The 17,479-nt window shown below is 73.5% G+C and carries 10 protein-coding genes and 1 pseudogene; 10 read left to right on the top strand and 1 reads right to left on the bottom strand.

Features of this window, described 5'->3' with window-relative positions; translation table 11 throughout:
- Positions 1-3: 3 nt before the first annotated feature.
- The 7 genes from ABD832_RS05220 to ABD832_RS05190 all read left to right on the top strand — a co-directional run bounded on the left by ABD832_RS05220 (position 4) and on the right by ABD832_RS05190 (position 11,980).
- Entirely contained in the window at positions 4-2,232 is a 2,229-nt protein-coding gene (locus tag ABD832_RS05220; protein ID WP_344889146.1) for an acyl-CoA dehydrogenase family protein, read from the top strand.
- A 12-nt stretch (positions 2,233-2,244) separates the two neighbouring features.
- Positions 2,245-3,009, top strand: a complete 765-nt coding sequence (locus ABD832_RS05215; protein ID WP_344889143.1) for an FkbM family methyltransferase — start codon at positions 2,245-2,247, stop codon at positions 3,007-3,009.
- Positions 3,009-4,748, top strand: a complete 1,740-nt coding sequence (locus ABD832_RS05210) for an MmpA family trehalose lipid delivery protein (protein WP_344889140.1) — start codon at positions 3,009-3,011, stop codon at positions 4,746-4,748. Before ABD832_RS05215 ends, ABD832_RS05210 begins: the two co-directional genes overlap by 1 nt.
- Positions 4,749-4,889: 141 nt before the next feature.
- Entirely contained in the window at positions 4,890-5,021 is a 132-nt protein-coding gene (locus ABD832_RS05205) for a hypothetical protein (RefSeq protein WP_344889137.1), read from the top strand.
- A 183-nt stretch (positions 5,022-5,204) separates the two neighbouring features.
- Positions 5,205-6,509 (top strand): glycosyltransferase family 4 protein, encoded by a 1,305-nt coding sequence (locus ABD832_RS05200; RefSeq protein WP_413224135.1) that lies wholly within the window; start codon positions 5,205-5,207, stop codon positions 6,507-6,509.
- A gap of 6 nt (positions 6,510-6,515) precedes the next feature.
- The gene (locus tag ABD832_RS05195; RefSeq protein WP_344889134.1) at positions 6,516-10,712 is read left to right on the top strand and encodes an alpha-(1->3)-arabinofuranosyltransferase domain-containing protein; all 4,197 of its coding nucleotides are present in this window, start codon (positions 6,516-6,518) and stop codon (positions 10,710-10,712) included.
- Positions 10,709-11,980, top strand: a complete 1,272-nt coding sequence (locus ABD832_RS05190; protein WP_344889131.1) for a PorA family protein — start codon at positions 10,709-10,711, stop codon at positions 11,978-11,980. The genes ABD832_RS05195 and ABD832_RS05190 overlap by 4 nt, the downstream gene beginning before the upstream one ends.
- A 314-nt stretch (positions 11,981-12,294) precedes the next feature.
- Here the strand turns inward: ABD832_RS05190 and ABD832_RS05185 are convergent.
- Positions 12,295-13,122 (bottom strand): annotated as a pseudogene (locus ABD832_RS05185) (acyltransferase family protein); the annotation flags it as partial.
- 201 nt (positions 13,123-13,323) lie between these two features.
- Between ABD832_RS05185 and pgfA the strand changes: the two are divergent.
- From pgfA to ABD832_RS05170, 3 genes are all read left to right on the top strand, one after another.
- A complete protein-coding gene (gene pgfA / locus ABD832_RS05180) occupies positions 13,324-14,241 on the top strand; it encodes a cell envelope lipid trafficking protein PgfA (RefSeq protein ID WP_344889128.1) in 918 nt (305 codons plus the stop codon).
- Positions 14,242-14,487: 246 nt separating this feature from the next.
- Positions 14,488-15,603, top strand: a complete 1,116-nt coding sequence (locus ABD832_RS05175) for an NAD(P)H-dependent flavin oxidoreductase (RefSeq protein ID WP_344889125.1) — start codon at positions 14,488-14,490, stop codon at positions 15,601-15,603.
- Between the two features lie 137 nt (positions 15,604-15,740).
- Positions 15,741-17,474 (top strand): hypothetical protein, encoded by a 1,734-nt coding sequence (locus ABD832_RS05170; RefSeq protein ID WP_344889122.1) that lies wholly within the window; start codon positions 15,741-15,743, stop codon positions 17,472-17,474.
- Positions 17,475-17,479 lie beyond the last annotated feature (5 nt).

The following is a 17,479-nucleotide window of genomic DNA, read 5'->3' as shown; positions in this document are numbered from 1 at the left end:
GTCATGGCGATCGGGTTGAGCGAGGAGCACGAGGCGCTCCGGGAGTCGGTGACCGGATGGGCGGAGCGCAACATCCCGTCCGGGGTGGTGCGCGCCGCCATGGCGGCGGAGGGGGAGGATCGCCCCGGCTTCTGGTCCGGGCTGGCCGACCAGGGCCTGCTCGGCCTGCACATCCCCGAGGAGCACGGCGGCAGCGGCTACGGCCTGCTGGAGACCGCCATCGCGGTGGAGGCCCTCGGTGAGCGGGTCGCCCCCGGCCCCTACGTCCCCACGGTGCTCGCCAGCGCCGCGATCCTCGCCTCCGACGGCAAGGCCCACGCCGAACTCCTGCCGGGCCTCGCCGACGGCACGCTGACCGGAGCGGTCGCGCTGTCGGCCTCGATCACCGGCACCCGTGGCGAGGACGGCGCCCTGACGATCGGCGGGACCGCCGAGCACGTCCTGGGCGGCGTCCTGGCCGACGTCCTGGTGCTCCCGGTGAGCACCGACCGCGGCGAGGAGTGGGTCGCGGTGGACGCCTCCGCGGCGACCGTGACCCCGGTCGGGGCCCTGGACGTCACCCGTGGCGTGGCGAGGATCGAGCTGGACGCCGTCGCCGTACCGGCGGGCCGGATCCTGGACGGGCTGCAGGGCCCCGGGGTCCTCAACCTGGCCGCGACCGTGCTCGGCGCCGAGGCCGCGGGCGTGGCCTCCTGGTGCGTGACCGCCGCCGCCGAGTACGCCAAGGTCCGCGTGCAGTTCGGCCGCCCGATCGGGCAGTTCCAGGGCGTCAAGCACAAGGCCGCCCGGATGCTCGTCGCCCTGGAGCAGGCCCGCGCCACCGTGTGGGACGCCGCCCGAGCCTTCGACGGAGCGGGCTCCGGCGACCGGGTCACGGCCGACGAGCTGGCCTACGCCGCCGCGATCGCCGGTGTGGTGGCGCCCGACGCGGCCGTGCACTGCGCCAAGGACGCCGTCCAGATCTTCGGTGGCATCGGCTACACCTACGAGCACGACGCCCACCTGTACTACCGCCGGGCGCTGACCCTGCGCGCGCTGCTCGGCTCCTCGGGCGAGTGGGCCGAGACCGTCGCCGAGCTGGCGCTGAACGGCGTCAGCCGGGAGCTGGAGGTCGAGCTGCCCGAGGAGGCCGCCGAGCTGCGCGAGGGCATCCGCGCCGAGGTCGCCGGGTTCGCCGCGCTGGAGGGCAAGGAGCAGAAGCGGGCGCTGGCCTCGGCCGGGTACGTCATGCCGCACCTGTCCCGGCCGTGGGGGCGTGACGCCAAGCCGCTGGAGCAGGTCCTCATCATCCAGGAGCTCAAGGCGGCCAGGGTCAAGCTGCCCCAGATGATCATCGGTGCCTGGGTGGTGCCGTCGATCGCCACGTACGGCACCCCCGAGCAGCAGCAGCGCTTCCTGCCGCCCACGCTGAGCGGCGAGATGATCTGGTGCCAGCTGTTCTCCGAGCCCGGCGCCGGTTCCGACCTCGCGAACGTGCAGATGAAGGCCGAGAAGGTCGAGGGCGGCTGGCGGCTCAACGGCCAGAAGATCTGGACCTCGGTGGCGCACTTCGCCGAGTGGGGCATCTGCATCGCCCGCAACTCCTCCGAGGGCTCCAAGCACGAGGGCATCACCTACTTCCTGGTCGACATGAAGGGCCCCGGCGTCACGGTCAGGCCGCTGACCGAGATGACCGGCGAGAACCTGTTCAACGAGGTCTTCCTCGACGACGTGTTCGTCCCGGACGACCTGGTCGTGGGCGAGGTGGGACAGGGCTGGAAGGTCGCCAGGAACACCCTGTCCAACGAGCGGGTCTCGCTCTCGGCGGGCTCCGGCGGCACCGGCGCGTCCGTCCCCGACCTGATCGGCCTGGTCGGTCGGCTCGGCCGGGAGCTGACCGCCGCCGAGCGCCAGGAGCTGGCCCACGTCGTCTGCGAGGGCCACTCGATCGCGGCGCTCGGCCTGCGGGTGACGCTCAAGCAGCTCACCGGCGTCGAGCCCGGGGCCGACGCCTCGGTGCGCAAGCTGCTGTCCACCTCGCACGCCCAGCACGTCTCGGAGTGCGCGGTCTCGCTGCTCGGCCCCTCGGCCGTCATCGCCGCCGACATGAAGCTCGGCGACGCCGGCTACTGGAACCGGGCCGTGCTGGCCACCCGGGCCATGACGATCTACGGCGGCACCACGGAGGTGCAGCTCAACATCATCGGCGAGCGCATGCTCGGCCTGCCCAGGGACCCCGAGCCGGGCAGGTAATAGGCTTCGCGCATGTCGATGCGGTTCCGGCCAGGGGTGGCCGTCCGGAGTGCCGTGGCCGGCGCGGTCCCGCCGCGCTGGTTCGGCGCGGCGATCCGCAGGGTCTACCCCCGGCTGGACGCCGAGCTGGCCCGCGCCGGGGAGTTCGTGCCGCGCGGCGGCACCGCCGTGGACGTGGGCGTCTGGTACGGGCCGTGGACGGCCGCGCTGCGGCGGCTCGCCTCGGAGGTGGTCTCGATCGAGGCCAACCCCCGGCTGGCCGCCCTGCTCACGACCACCTTCCCCGACGTGCGGGTGGTCGCGGCGGCGGCCTCGGACCGCTCCGGCACGGCACGGCTCTGGATCCCCGGGGGCGGCCGGGGCGCCGAGGCCACGGCCTCGGTGGTGCACGGACAGGGCGTGCCGGTGGACGTCCCGGCCGTCACCATCGACGAGCTGGACCTGAGGGACGTCCGGTTCATGAAGATCGACGTGGAGGGTCACGAGCTGGCCGCGCTGCTCGGCGCCGAGCGGACCGTCCGCCGTGACCGGCCCGTCCTGCTGATCGAGCTGGAGACCCGCCACCAGGACATCGGCCTGGTCGTCGACCGGCTCGCCGGGTGGGGCTACACCGGCTCCGTCCTGACCGGCGGCTCCTGGCGCCCGCTGGACGGCTTCGACCTGCCGGCCCACCAGGAGGAGGCGGTCGGCGAGGTGCGGCGGAGCTTCATCTCCCGCCTGCTCGTCCCCGGCCGGGAGTACGTGAACATGGTGCTCTTCCGCCCCGCCGCTCCGTAGTGGGCGTTCCCGGGGCCGGTGACAGGCGCCCCGCCCGCCCGCCGGACCGGCGATCGGCGCCGTCCCGGATCCGGGCGCGACGGTCCCGTCCCGGGGATCGGCGACCGGCCCGGGAGCTGTGGCGCGGACGGGCCGTCCACGCGCTGCCCGCCCTGGCGGGGCTGCTGCTCGGGGTGCTCGCCCTGGGACCCGCGCTCGGTCCCGGCTTCGTGCTCCGCTACGACATGGTGTTCGTACCGGATCCGCCGATCCTCCCGCAGGGCGGCGGCTTCCCGCGTGCCGTGCCGAGCGACACGGCGGTGGCCCTGCTGTCGGCGGTGCCGTCGTTCCTGCCGGACCAGGTGGTGCAGAAGGCGATCCTGCTGGGCCTCTTCGTGCTCGCCGCGACGGGCGCGGCGGCCCTGGTCCCCGGGGAACGCGGGGAGCGCACGGTCGCACGGCTGGTCGCCGCGGTGTTCTACGCCTGGAACGTCTACCTGGCCCAGCGGCTGCTGCTGGGCCAGTGGGCGCTGCTGCTCGGGTACGCGGGGCTGCCGTGGGCGGTGCGCGCGGCCACCGGCAGGCGGGCCGGTCCGATGGTCCTGGCGCTGCTGCCCGCCGCGGTCGGGGGCTTCCAGGCGATGCTGGTCTCGGTGATGACCGTCGTCCCGGTGGCCGGCCGCCGGGCCCCGCGCGTCCTGCTGATCGCCGCCGTGCTGAGCCTGCCGTGGCTGGTCCCGGCACTGGGCAGCGCCGCCGTCACCGACCCGGCCGGGGTACGGGCCTTCGCCCCCCGGGCGGACGGGCCGCTGGGGACCCTCGGCAGCCTGCTCACCCTGGGCGGGGTGTGGAACTCCGGCGCCGTCGTACCGGGGCAGGAGACCTGGTGGTCGGCCCTGGTCCGGCTCGCGGTGACCGTGACGGCGGTGGCGGGCCACGCGCTGCTCGTCCGCGAGCGACGACAGCGGCGACGGCAGCGGCCACGGGATCAGCGACGGGGACGGGACGAGGAGCGGCGACGGGATCAGGAACGGGCACGGGACGGGGAACGGGGACGGGACGGGGCGTGGGGGTGGGAGGAGGGGCTGGCGGTGGCGTCCGCGGCGGGGCTGGCGGTGGGGTGCGCCGGAGCCTTCCTGCCGGGGGCGGTACAGGCGCTGGTCGGGTTCTGGCCCGGCTTCGGGCCGCTGCGCGACGGGCAGCTCTACCTCGCGCCCTTCGCGCTGCTCCAGGCGGTCGGCCTGGCCGCGGTCGCGGCCCGGCTGCCCGCGACGATCCGGCCGGGCATGATCCTGGTGCCGCTGCTGGTGCTGCCCACCTTCGCGCTGGGGGCGTTCGGCAGGCTGGTCGCGGTCGAGTACCCGCCCGACTGGTCGCGGGTGCGGCAGATCGTGGACGCCGACCCGGCCCCGGGGGCGCTGCTGACGCTGCCGTGGAGCGCGTACCGGGCGTTCGGCTGGAACGGCGGGCGGGTGGTGCTGGACCCGGCGGTCAAGTCCTTCCATCGCCGGGTGGTCTGGAACGACGGCCTGACGGTCGGCCTGGGGGACGGCCGCACGCTCGCCCTGGGGGCCGAGGACCCGCTGGCGCGCGAGATCGGCCCGCTCCTCGCCGGGTCCGGTGCCCTGACCGGGCCGCTGGCCGCACGGGGGGTCAGCCACGTGCTGATCCTGCGGGCGAACGAGAACATGTTCCGTTCCAGGCTGTCGGGCGCGCGGCTGCTCCACGCCGGTCCGGAGCTCCTGCTCTACCGCCTCTGAGCTCGTGAGATGCAAATATTGTAGGATTTACCCAGCGGTAACTTTATTTATCACATTTTGACCAAGTTGCTGGCTGGCGAGCTGTATCACGTTCTACTCTCGGGCAGACTGCACGATCCACGCGTTGGAGGGAGAACTCGGGTGTTGCGAGTGATTGCCGCTCTGGCGGTAGGGGCAGTGCTGGCGATCGGAACCTCGGTGGCGGTCGTGAACGTCGCGGCACCGACCCCCGAGCCGCCCAACAGGCCGCTGTACAACTACGGCACCAGGTGACGGCCCGGGGCCGCCGACCGGCCCCGGCGCTCACCTGAGCCTTCGGGGCCCCGGCGCGAGGAATCGTCCCGACGGGACAGGGGCCGGTCTCGGCATGCCCGCGGGCGCCCCGGTGCCGCCGTTCCCGCACGCCGTGCGGAGACATGCCGTGCGGAGACACGCCGTGCGGAGATAGGAGTGCTCGTGGCCGGACAGGGCGCCAGAGCGATCCCGCGCACCCCCGTCGCGCCCGCAGTGCCCCCAGTGCCGGTCGCGTCCGTCGCGCCCGCGGGTCTGGTCGCCGCGACCGGGCCGCGCCGGCTCTCCATGCGCGGGGTGCGCGTCGCCGTCCTGAACTTCCGCGAGCCGCTGCAGTCCGTGGCCGGGGGCGCCGAGGAGTACGCCTGGCAGGTCAGCCGCCACCTGGCCGGGCAGGGTGCCGAGGTGACGTTCGTCACCGCCAGGGAGGCCGGGCAGGCCGCGGCCGAGGAGCGCGACGGCATCGCGCTGCGGCGGATGGGCAACCCGTTCCTGGTCTACCTGCTGGTCCCGCTCTGGATGCTGCTGCGGCGCAGGCGCTTCGACGTCGTCATCGACTGCATGAACGGCATCCCCTTCTTCGCGCCCCTGGTGGTGAGCCGCCGGACCGTGGTCGTCTCGCTGGTGCACCACGTGCACGACCGCCAGTTCTACGCGTTCTTCCCGCCCTGGCTGGCCCGGATCGGCTGCTTCATCGAGGGTCCGGTGGCCCGGCTGGTCTACCGGCGCCGCCCGACCGTGACGGTCTCGGAGTCCTCCCGCGCCGAGCTGCGCGAGCGGCTGGGCTGGCTCGCGCCCATCCAGGTGATCCCGAACGGCAGCCCGGTGGCCCGCCCGGTGGCCGATCCCGGCGGGGTGGCCGGCGACCCGGCCGTGGTCTACCTGGGCAGGCTGGTCGGGCACAAGCGCGTCGAGCGGGTGGTGGACCTCGCCCGTGACCTCGGCGACGCCTGGCCCGGCATGCACGTGCACGTCATCGGGCGCGGCCACGAGCAGGAGCGGCTCGCCGCCCACGCCTCCGGCCGGGGGGTGGAGGACCGGGTCCACCTGCACGGCTTCCTGCCCGAGGCCGCCAAGAACGCGATCCTGGGGGCCGCGCGGCTGAACGTCACCGCCTCGGCGTTCGAGGGCTGGGGGCTGACCGTGATCGAGGCCGCCGCGCTCGGCGTCCCCACGGTCGCCTACGACGTGGCGGGGCTGCGCGACTCGGTGCGCGACGGCGTCACCGGCTGGCTGGTCAGGGACGGTGAGACGCTGGCCGGCGTGGTGGACCGCGCGCTCGGGGAGCTGTCGGACCCGGCCCGGCGCGAGGAGATCCAGCAGGCGTGCCGGCTCTGGGCCGCCGAGTTCACCTGGGGGAGAACCGGCGCTACGATGACCGGACTGATCACCACAGAGTTAGCCAAAAACGGTCGTCACCTCCATGCATCCGATCTCTGTCTCGCCTCGGGTGAGACCGACCCGCCGTAAGCGCCCGTGACCCCTGACACGTGGATCGCCCGCCTGTCGGCACCCGTCGCCGAGTTCGGCGCCTCCGACACCGGGCTCCGCCGCAGGCTCAGGCTGCTGGCCGGATGTCTCCTCCTCGCCGCGGTCGCCTTCCACATGGCGCCGGGCAGGCTCATCGCCGAGACCAAGCTGGACATGCCGGTCAACCCGATCGGCTTCCTGGCCCAGGCGCTGAACATGTGGGACCAGGACTACCTGGGACACCTGCAGAACCAGGCGTACGGCTACATCTTCCCGATGGGGCCCTTCTACACCCTGCTGATCAACGCGGACATGCCGCCCTGGGTGGTCCAGCGCCTGTGGGTGACGCTGATGCTGTGCGCGGCCTTCGTCGGCGTCGCCCAGGTGGCACGGGCGCTGCGGATCGGCGGCCCGCTCGCCGGGGTGCTGGCGGGCCTGGCGTACGCGCTCGCCCCGCACGCGCAGGCCCTGATGGGGTTCAACTCCGTCGAGTTCGCCCCCAGCGCCGTGCTGCCCTGGGTGCTGCTCTTCCTGATCAGGGGCGCGCAGGGGGAGACGACCCCGCGCCGGGCCGCCTGCCTGTCGGCGCTGGTCTTCCTGTTCGCCGGGGGCATCAACGCCGCCGCCGAGCTGGCCGTGCTCGTCGTACCGATGATCTACCTGCTGACCCGCCGTCCCGGGCCGCGCAAGCGGCGGCTGATCGCCTGGTGGCTGGCCGCGATCGCCGCGGTCTCCTTCTGGTGGCTGGTCCCGCTGGTGATGCTGGGCCGCTACGTCTTCTCCTTCATGCCGTTCACCGAGAACGCGTGGACGACCACGGTCGTCGGGTCGCTGACCAACGTGCTGCGCGGCATGAACCACTGGGTGGCCTTCCTGCCGGTGGACGGCCGCCCCTACCTGCCCGCCGCCTACGAGCACGCCACCGTGCCCTGGCTGGTCGTGGTCACCGCCCTGGTGGCCGGGCTGGGACTGGCCGGTCTCACGCTCGCCCGCACCCCCGAGCGGCCCTTCCTGGTCCTGACCGCCCTGGCCGGCGTGATCGTTCTCGTCGCCGGCCACACCGGGCCGCTCGCCGAGCCGCTCAGGGCACTGCTGGACGGCCCGCTGGCCCCCTTCCGCAACCTGCACAAGTTCAACGCGCTGCTGCGGCTCCCGCTGGTGCTGGGCCTGGCCGCCCTGGTCTCCCACGTGGGGGCCGTCAGGGCCGCCGTCCGCCTCCCCGCGACGGTGGCCGTCGCCGCCCTGGCCGGGCTGACCCTGATGCCCGTCGCGACCGCCGGCATCGCCCCGGGCGGCGCCTTCGCCGACGTCCCCGAGCACTGGCGGCAGGCGGCCTCCTGGCTGGACGAGCGGGCCGACCAGGGCACCGTGCTGGTCCTGCCGGGGGCGCGGCGCGGCGAGTACACCTGGGGACGCCCGCTGGACGAGCCGTTCCAGCCGCTGCTGAAGAAGGCCAGGTGGGTGAGCAACACGATCGTGCCCTGGGGCACGGCCGGGTCGAACCGCCTGGTCAAGGCGATCGACGACCGCTTCGCCAACGGGCAGGGCTCCGAGGGGCTGACCCGGGCGCTGCGCCGGATGGGCGTGCGCTACCTGCTGGTCCGCAACGACCTGGACCGCGTCGCCTTCGGTGACGCCTGGCCCGCCCGGGTGCACGAGGCCCTGGACCGCTCTCCCGGCCTGAGCAGGGTGCGCGGCTTCGGGCCCTCCGTCGGCTTCGAGGACTCCCCGACCGCGTCGGGCTGGCTCGACCAGCCGTACGCGTCCCTGGAGATCTACGAGGTCACCGGGGCGAGCCCGGTCGTCGGCACGGTGCCCGCGGCCCGGCCGCTGCGGGTCTCCGGCGCCCCGGAGGCGCTGCTCACCATGGCCGAGGAGGGCGTGCTCGGCGACGACCGCCCGGTGATCCTCGGCGACGACCCCGGCGCAGACGCGATCCCGGCCGAGGATACGGTGCTCACCGACACCATGCGCCGTCGCGAGCTGGTCGTGAGCGACCTGCGCAGGCCCTACACCGAGACGATGACGCCGGACGAGCCCTACGAGGGACGCGGCACCGCCCACGACCTCACGGACCCCGCCTGGGACGAGCCGAAGACCGTCGCCGTCCTCACCGGCGTCGAGTCCGTCACCGCCTCCTCCTCGCAGTCCAGGCTGGGGGCGACCCCGGGCACCCGCGACGCCGGGCAGCAGCCGTACGCGGCGCTGGACGACGACCTGCGCACCGGCTGGCGCTCCACCGGCTGGGAACCGGCGGTCGAGCAGTGGCTGGAGGTCCGGCTGGCCGAGCCGATCGCGGTCCCCTCGATCCAGGCGGTGTTCGAGCGCTCCGAGGAGGCGGTGACGGTCTCGGAGGTCATGGTGGAGACCGACACCGGCCGGGTCCGCACCCGGCTCGGCCTCACCTCGCTGTGGGAACGGCTCAACGTCCCGGCGGGGAAGACCTCCAGGATCCGGATCCGGGTGACCGGCGTCCTGCGCGACCCCAACCCGCGGGTCGGTATCACCGAGATCGCCATTCCCGGCGTCCGGCCCGGCCGTACCCTCGTGGTGCCCTCCGCGACCCCGGCCGACCCCTCCCGGGACGCCCCGGCGCCGGGACGGACGGTCGTGACCAGCCGGACCGACGCCGCCCCCGGCTGCATGCTCGGCTCCTACGCCTGGACCTGCGCGGACCGGCTCCGCTACGTGGGCGAGGACGGCTACGCCTTCGACCGGTCGTTCCCGGTCGCCACCGGCCGGCGCGTGCTGGAGGGCAGGGCCGTGCTCGCCGACCAGCGGGCCGCCGAGACCGTGCTGATGCCCCCCGGCACCTTCCCGCGCGTCACCGCCTCCTCCACCGCGGCCGACGTCCCGGCCGCGGGGGCGTACGCGGCGTTCGACGACGACCACAGGACCGTCTGGTACGCCGGGCGGGCCGACCTCGCACCCACCCTCACCGCCGAGCTGGGCAGGACCGTGACCCTGTCGCGGCTGCGGGTCGACTTCCCCGACACCAGGCTGGGGGCGCCACCCGTGCGGGTCACCATCACCGCCGGTGACTCCGTCCGGTACGCGTGGGCGTCCCGGGACGGCTGGATCGGCTTCGCGCCGATGCGGGCCGACCGGGTCCAGATCACCTTCACCGCCCTGGGCTCGTGGCGGATGGAGGTGCTCGGGGTGTCCGTCCCCGGGATCAGGCCGCTGCCCGCCCTGGGCACGCAGCCGCTGAGGATGCCCTGCGGGTTCGGCCCCATGCTCACCGTCAACGGGGTCGAGACGCCCACCGAGATCCGCGGCGGGACCCTGGGCGACCTGTTCGCCGGCCGCCCGGTCCCGTACCGCACCTGCGAGGCGGTCTGGACGCAGGCGGGCACGCTGCGGGTACGCGCGGCCGCCGCCCAGGGGTTCCGGGTGGACTCGATGGTCCTGCGCGCCACCGGCGGGACCGGCGCGGGCTCCGGCGCGGCTCCTGCGGTGCTGCGCCCGGCCGCGGTCGAGAGCTGGGACGCGGGGGAGCGCCGGGTCCGGGTCTCCACGACCGAGCCCTCCTACCTGGCGCTCGGCGAGAACTTCAACGCGGGCTGGCGGGCCACGTTCGGCGGGCGCGTGCTGGAACCGGCCCGGCTCGACGGCTGGCGGCAGGCCTGGCTGCTGCCGCCCGGGGACGGGACCGTGGTGATGACGTACGCCCCGGACGGGCTCTACCGGACCGCGCTGCTCGTCGGCTGGGCACTGGTCGCCCTGGTCGCGGCGCTTGCCCTGGCCCGGCCGCGCCGGGTGCGGACGCTCGCCGCCGCACCGGCCGCGCGGGTGCGGGCGGCCTGGCTCTGGCCGCTGGTCCCGGTGCTGGGCCTGGTGGCCGAGGGCTGGGCCGGTGCCGCGCTCGCCGGTACGGTGGCGGCGCTCGCGCTGTGGCTGCGCGGCGTCGCCTCGGCCGAGCACAGCGCGGGCGGCCGGGCGTACCGGATCGGCAGGGTGCTGCTCACGCCGTTCCCGGTGGTGGCGGGGCTCGGCGCGGCCGGTCTCGCGCTCGGGTACGGCGGGGAGGCCGGGGCGGTCGTGGCGCAGTACCTGTGCCTGACGGTGCTGGGCCTGCTGTTCGCCGCGGTGCGGGTGCCCCGGCCGTCCAGGCCGTGGCTGCGGGTGCCCGGCACAGCGACTCCGGTGCCCGTCGAGACCGTCCCGGCGCGACCGGCCGGGCGGCCGGTGGAGCGACGATGACCGGCCCCACGACGGACCCGTCGGCCGACTCGGTGGCGACCGGCTCCGAGGTGACCGTTCCCGAGGCGACCGGCTCGGCGGCGACCGGTTCCGAGACGACGCGTTCCGAGGCGACCGGTTCGGTGGCGACCGGCCGGGGGATGAGCGGGGAGCGGCTGCGCGGGGTGCTGGTCCTCGCCGCCGGGGCCTTCCTGATCACGCTGGCCGCGCTGGTCCGCCTGTACGTCTATCCCAGCGGTCTGGTGCTGCCCGCCGAGCAGAACCGGATCACCATGCTGACCACCGAGTCCGGCTCCTACCTCGACACCGCCGCCCTGCGCGTCCGCAGCGGCGTCCCGCTGGAGCAGGCCGTGGCCCGGTACGGCGACACGGTCAGGTCCACGCCCGACGTCGCGGTGTGGACCGAGTTCGTCTCGCTCGCCACCCGGAGCGGGCAGCGGGTCGACTACCACGAGCGGCGCCTGGCCTTCGACCGGCGCACGGCGCAGGCGTTCCCCTGCTGCGAGGACTACGTCGACGAGAACCCCGACCCCGCCCCGCGCGGCCTGCTCTTCCGCTGGCCCTTCGAGGCCCGGCCGATCGCGTACCAGGTCTACGACCCGCTGGCCCGCAGGCCGGTGGCGGCCCGCTTCGACGGGATCGAGACCCTGCACGGCGTGCGGGTGTACCGCTACGCGCAGCGCCTGGTCGACGAGCCCTACGTCCAGCAGCCCATGCGGCTGCCCGGATCCGTCCTGGGCCTGGGGGAACCGGAGGAGCCGGAGGAGCGGAAGACCGCGAAGCGACCGGAGAAGAGGCGGTCCCCGCAGACGTCCCGCTCTCCAGGGGCCGCGAGGACCACGGGGACCACGGGGACCGCGGGCACCTCGGGAGTCTCCGCGTCGGACGCGGAGCTGTTCCCGGTCGACGCCTACCTGAACGGGACCCGCACCTTCTGGGTGGAGCCGACCAGCGGCATGGTGATCGGGTTCAGGGAGAACCTGGTCAGGACCCTGCGCACGCCGGACGGCCGGGGGAGGGTGATCGCGCTCGCGGCCGACCTGCGCACCAGCACCGGGGACGAGCGCTGGAACGCCGGGGAGGCCCGGCAGTTCCAGAGCCGGGCGACGCTGGTCAACCTGGTGATCCCGATCTCCTTCCTGGTGCTGGGCGTGGCGGTGCTGGTGGCCGGTGTGCGCCTGACCCGCGCCGCCGGGGTCAGTTCCGGGCGGGACGGCGGCGCAGCCGGTGCAGGCGCAGCGCCGGAGCCTCGACCAGCCGATGGCTGAGGTCGGCGAGCAGCACGGTGAGCGCGGTGCACACCGCCAGCGTGGAGAGCAGGCCGCCGCTGAAGGACTCCTGGCCGGTCAGCTCGTACCAGCCCACGATCACCACGAACTGCCACAGGAAGACGCCGTAGGAGATGCGGCCCAGGTAGCGCATCACCCGGTTGCCCAGCAGCGAGCGGATCGGCGAGGGGCCGGGGGGGCTGCAGGGCGACCGGGGAGAGCAGAGCGAGCACGAACACCGTGTAGAGCGTCATCTCGAACAGGTCGGTCCACAGGTCCTGCATCTCGAACAGGCGGCCCCCCGCGATCGGGCTGGCCGCCACCACGTAGACCAGGGCGGCGATGATCCAGCAGGTCACCCAGGACTCGCGGATCCCCCGGGTCAGGCGCCGTACCGGAGCGTCCGGGTCGGGTTCGGCGTGCACCCAGAGCGAGACGACCGCCAGCGCCATGCCCGCGGCGAAGTAGATCAGCAGCCGGGGCAGCCAGAGGCCCAGCTCGGGGCGGTGGACCGGGTAGTGGCTGAAGGCCGCCCACAGCGGGGAGACCGCCCCGAGCGCGCAGACGCCGCCGAGCAGCAGCCGGGCCCTGGCCACCGGGTCCGCCCCGCGCCGCGCCAGCGCGTGCAGGGCGGCGGCGATCAGCGGCAGGGCCAGGTAGAACGTCATCTCGACCGAGAGGCTCCACATCTGCCCGAGCCCCGGCGGGCTCACCCCGCCCCACCAGGGATCGGGGACGTAGTTCTGCACCAGCAGCACGAACGGCAGCCACTTCCACGGGTCGGCCGCCTGCGGCCAGGACCAGAGCGTCAGCGCCACTGCGACCACCAGCCAGTACGCGGGCAGGATGCGCAGCGCCCGCTTCCACAGGTAGTCCCCGACGTCCGGGGCGTGCCCGGTGTCCCTGGTGTCCCCGGGCCTCTCGTGGGCCCCGTGAACCCGGCCGGCCCCGGTCCCCTGTACGGTCCGGCGTGCCCAGGGCCGGTAGAGCAGGAAGCCCGAGAGCAGGAAGAAGATCGGCACCCCGATGTCGCCCCGGGAGAGCAGGGAGGGCAGGAATCCCTCCCGCAGGGAGGCCCCCGTCGTGCTCGCCACGTGATAGAGAAGAACGCCGAAAGAGGCGACCGCACGGACGCCGTCCATGGCGTCCAGGTGCCCGCCGACCGCGGGGAGATCGCCCACGTCACCGCCGGCCGGCCTCCGGTGAACCGGCATAGAACCTGTTTCGGTCACTTTTTGGCATCCCTGGTGACGTAGATGACTCCCAGCACTAACATATCGCGAAATGGAACTTGTTATAGGGCAATCGGCACACCTGTATAGCGGACGGCCCCTGGAGGAGCGATGCGTCGCGTCATCGGTTTGGTACTGATCGGAATCGGGGCATTTCTCCTTGTTCTCGCGCCTCTGGTGCGGTTCCAGGTGGCGCCCGCTCTGATCGCCGCGCCGGCCGACCAGTACGGGATCAGCAAGCTCGAGGCCGACGACGCGCAGTACTTCAGCGTCGGGGACAAGGGCAAGGTGGTGACCGGCGATCTCGACATCACCGTCACCACCAGGGGAGACGTCGCCGGAGCCCAGGGGGACCGGGTCGTCTGGGACGAGGTCATGGTGGTGAACGACGTCACCAACTCCAACCCCCTCATCACCTACAGCGAGCGTCGCAGCGCCTTCAACAAGTACACCGGCGAGGGCATCAACTGCTGCTCGGTCAAGATCAACGATGAGCCTGCCCAGCTCCAGGGCCAGATCTACAAGTGGCCGTTCGACGTGGAGAAGAAGACCTACAGCGTCTTCAACTCCACCACCGGCAAGGCGTTCGACGCCAGGTTCGTGACCGAGGAGCAGGTCGGCGGCCTGAGGGTCTACCGGTTCGAGCAGACCATCCCGCCGACCACGATCGACACCCTCTCCGCCCCGGCCTCCTACCTGGGCATGGACGAGACCGGTGACGTGGAGGTCGACCGCGTCTACGACGGCGTCAACACCTTCTGGATCGAGCCGGCCACCGGCTCTCCGGTGCGCCAGGAGCAGCAGCGTCACGACGTGCTCAAGACCAAGGACGGCGTCGAGCGCTCGGTGGCCTTCGTCGCCACCGCGAAGATGACCCAGCAGACCCAGGACGATCTGGTCAAGAACGCGACGGACGGCAAGAACACCATCGCGATGCTCAGGACCACGATCCCGCTGGTCCTGCTGGTGCTCGGGCTGGCCCTGGTGATCTCCGGCCTGCTGCTGGTCAGGCGCCGCGCGGAGCGGTGAGGCGTCCCGGCCGGTGGCCGGGGTCCGCGACGCGACCGGAGGCGACCGGACGAGAACGGCGGCGGGAGGCCGCGGGCGACGCCCGCGGCCTCCCGCTTTTCGCATGCCTTCACGGCCATAGAACTGGAACGCGTTCCACGTTTCTTGATGTTGATTACTCACGAGTAGCTTAGGTTTCGGAACGGAAGAAAGGTTCTGCATTAGAACACGTTGCAGTTTGTTCCCGGGCGGTCGTACAGTCACAGCATGCGGACACGTGTAACCGACATGCTCGGGATAGAGTTGCCGATCTTCGCGTTCAGCCATTGCCGTGACGTCGTCGCCGAGGTCAGCCGTGCCGGGGGGATGGGTGTCCTCGGCGCCCTCTACTTCACCCCCGAGGAGCTCGAGGTCGAGCTCGCATGGATCGACGACCACGTCGACGGCAGGCCCTACGGCGTCGACGTGGTCATGCCCGCCTCCTACGCGGGCTCCGACCTGGGCCTCGACTCCCCCGAGGACCTGGTCGGACGCCTCCAGGGCATGATCCCCCAGGGGCACCGGGAGTTCGTCGACGGCCTGCTCGCCGCCCACGGGGTGCCGCCGCTGTCGGCCGGCGCGGACGCGGGCAGGGTGCTGCTCGGCTGGACCGACGCCACCGCCCGCCCGCAGGTGGAGGTGGCGCTGCGCCACCCGATCGCGCTGCTCGCCAACGCGCTCGGCCCGCCCCCGGCCGACGTGGTCGACCAGGCCCACGCCAAGGGGGTGAAGGTGGCCGCGCTCGCCTCCACCCCCCGCCACGCGATCAAGCAGGTCGAGGTCGGCGTGGACATCGTCGTCGCGCAGGGCACCGAGGCCGGCGGGCACACCGGGGAGATCTCCACGATGGTCCTCATCCCGCAGGTGGTGGACGCCGTCGACGTCCCGGTGCTGGCCGCCGGGGGCATCGGCGACGGCCGTCAGATGGCCGCGGGGATGGCGCTGGGCGCCGAAGGGGTGTGGACCGGCTCCATCTGGCTGGCCGTCGAGGAGGCCGACACCCCCGAGATGGCCAAGCGCCGCATCCTGGAGGCCACCTCGCGCGACACCGTCCGCTCGCGGTCCTGGACCGGGAAGCCCGCCCGGCTGCTCCGCAACGAGTGGACCGACGCCTGGGAGGCGGCCGACTCGCCCGGCACGCTGCCGATGCCACTGCAGTTCATGCTGGTCTCCGACGCGCTCCGGCGAATCGGCCGCTCGGACGCGGCCGAGCTGGCGACCTTCCCGGCCGGGCAGATCATCGGCACGATGAACCAGGTCAGGTCCTCCAGGGACGTCGTCTTCAGCATGATCGAGGGGTATCTGGGCGCCGTGGAACGATTGGGTCGCATCACCGATGAGTAGGTAGCCTCTCCGGGGCGCGTACGTTAGGAACTCATCCAGAGCGACGAGTGTGGAGAACGATGCCGTCCCCCCAGGTCACAGAGCGTGTCCCCGCCTCCCGGGCAGGCGCCCCCCGGCCCCCGTCCCGGGACCGGCGGGTGTTCGCCGTCGCCCTGGTGCTCGTCGTGGGCCAACTCGCCTGGCGGGCCACGATCCTGAACCGGGGCGGCTTCTTCGGCGACGACCTCAACATGATCGGGCGGGCCACGGCCGAGCCGCTCGACCCGGGGTACCTCTTCGGCGTCTACTCCGCGCACGTGATGCCGGTGGGGATGATCGCCAACAAGCTGATCGTCGCCTTCGGCGCCTACGACTGGACGGTGACCGCCGCCGCGCTGCTGCTCCTCCAGCTGGCCGCCTCCCTGGCGGTGTACCGGATGCTGCGCGTGCTGTTCGGGACGCGCCTGGCGATCCTGGTGCCCTTCTCCCTGTACCTGTTCTCCCCGCTCGCGCTGCCCGCCTTCTACTGGTGGGCGGCGGCGGTCCAGGCGCTGCCGCTGCAGATCGCCATCGCCCTGGCCGTCGCCTCGCACGTGACGTACCTGCGCTCGGGACGGGGGACGGACGCGCTGGTGACCGGCCTGTGGTTCCTGTTCGGGCTCTGCTCGTTCCACCTCAAGGCCGTCTTCGCCATCCCCCTGCTGCTCGTCCTGGTGACCGTGCTGTACTTCCCGGTCCGGGAGCGCCTGCGTTCCCTGGCGGTGGTCCTCGGCGCCTACGCGGCCGTGGCGGGCGCGTACTCGATCCTGTTCGTCCTGCAGCTCGACCGGCTGCACGGCCAGAGCGTCGAGACGCCCGCGGCGGAGGTGGCGGGCCGGGCGACGGCCCGGATGCTGGGCGTGACCTTCCCGGTGCTGGCCTCCGGCGGGCCGGGGACGTGGTGGTACACCTTCTACGCGGTGCCGCCGCCGCTGATGGTCGGCGCGGCCTGGCTGCTCGTCGCGGCGGTCGTCGCGGTCACCCTGTTCTTCCGGCGGGGGGCCTGGAAGGCGTGGCTGATCCTCGCGGTCTACCTCCCGGTGCTGATGGTGCCGATCCTGGCCGGGCGCGCCTTCGACAAGGCGCTGGGGGAGGAGGCCCGCTACCTCGCCGACGCCGTCCCGGTGCTCGCCCTGTGCCTGGCACTGGCCACGCTCCCGCTGCTGGGCGAGGCGCGGGCCTACCGGCGCCGGATCCCGGCCCGCGGCGCGGTCCGGGCGGCCTGCGTGGCGCTGGCGGTGGCCGTCACCGCCTGCTCGGTGTACTCCGGGGAGAGGTACGTGGCCGGGACCGAGCCCGGACGCGCCGAGATCCGCTCCTACCTCGCCTCGGTACGCGCGACGCTGGCCGCGGCCCCGCCCGGCACGGACGTCTACCCGCAGAAGACCCCCTACGACCGGTTCGGCTTCGGCTACGGCGACGAGGGCCTCAGCAACCTCACGCTCAGCCCGCTGGCCCCGCCGGAGCTGGCCGCGCTGATGCGCAACCCCCGGCCCGCCGCACGCCCGCTCGTGCTCGACCCCACCGGCCGCAGGCTGGTCCCGGCCCGGCTCACCGGCCCCTACGTCGCGGCCCCGGGCGGCTGCTTCCCGCAGCAGGGTGGGGTGATCTCGATCCCCCTCGCGCACCGGGGCGGCATGGTCGTCCTCGGCCTCGACTACCGCTCGACCGCCCGGACGGCGGCCTACGTGCGGGTCGGCGGGCAGGAGACCGAGGTGGTCTTCGAGCAGGGACCCGGGAAGATCCACGTCCCGTTCACCGAGCCCGGCGGCTCGGTCCGGATCGAGGTGCTCTCGGCCCAGGCCCAGGTCTGCGTCACCGGCGGCCTCTTCGGCGGCCCGGCCCCGGGATGAGGCCG

The organism is Streptosporangium longisporum (genome assembly GCF_039534895.1).
Taxonomy (GTDB): domain Bacteria; phylum Actinomycetota; class Actinomycetes; order Streptosporangiales; family Streptosporangiaceae; genus Streptosporangium; species Streptosporangium longisporum.
The sequence above is the reverse complement of the archived record's forward strand: the minus strand, read 5'-3'. Positions and strand labels throughout refer to the sequence as shown.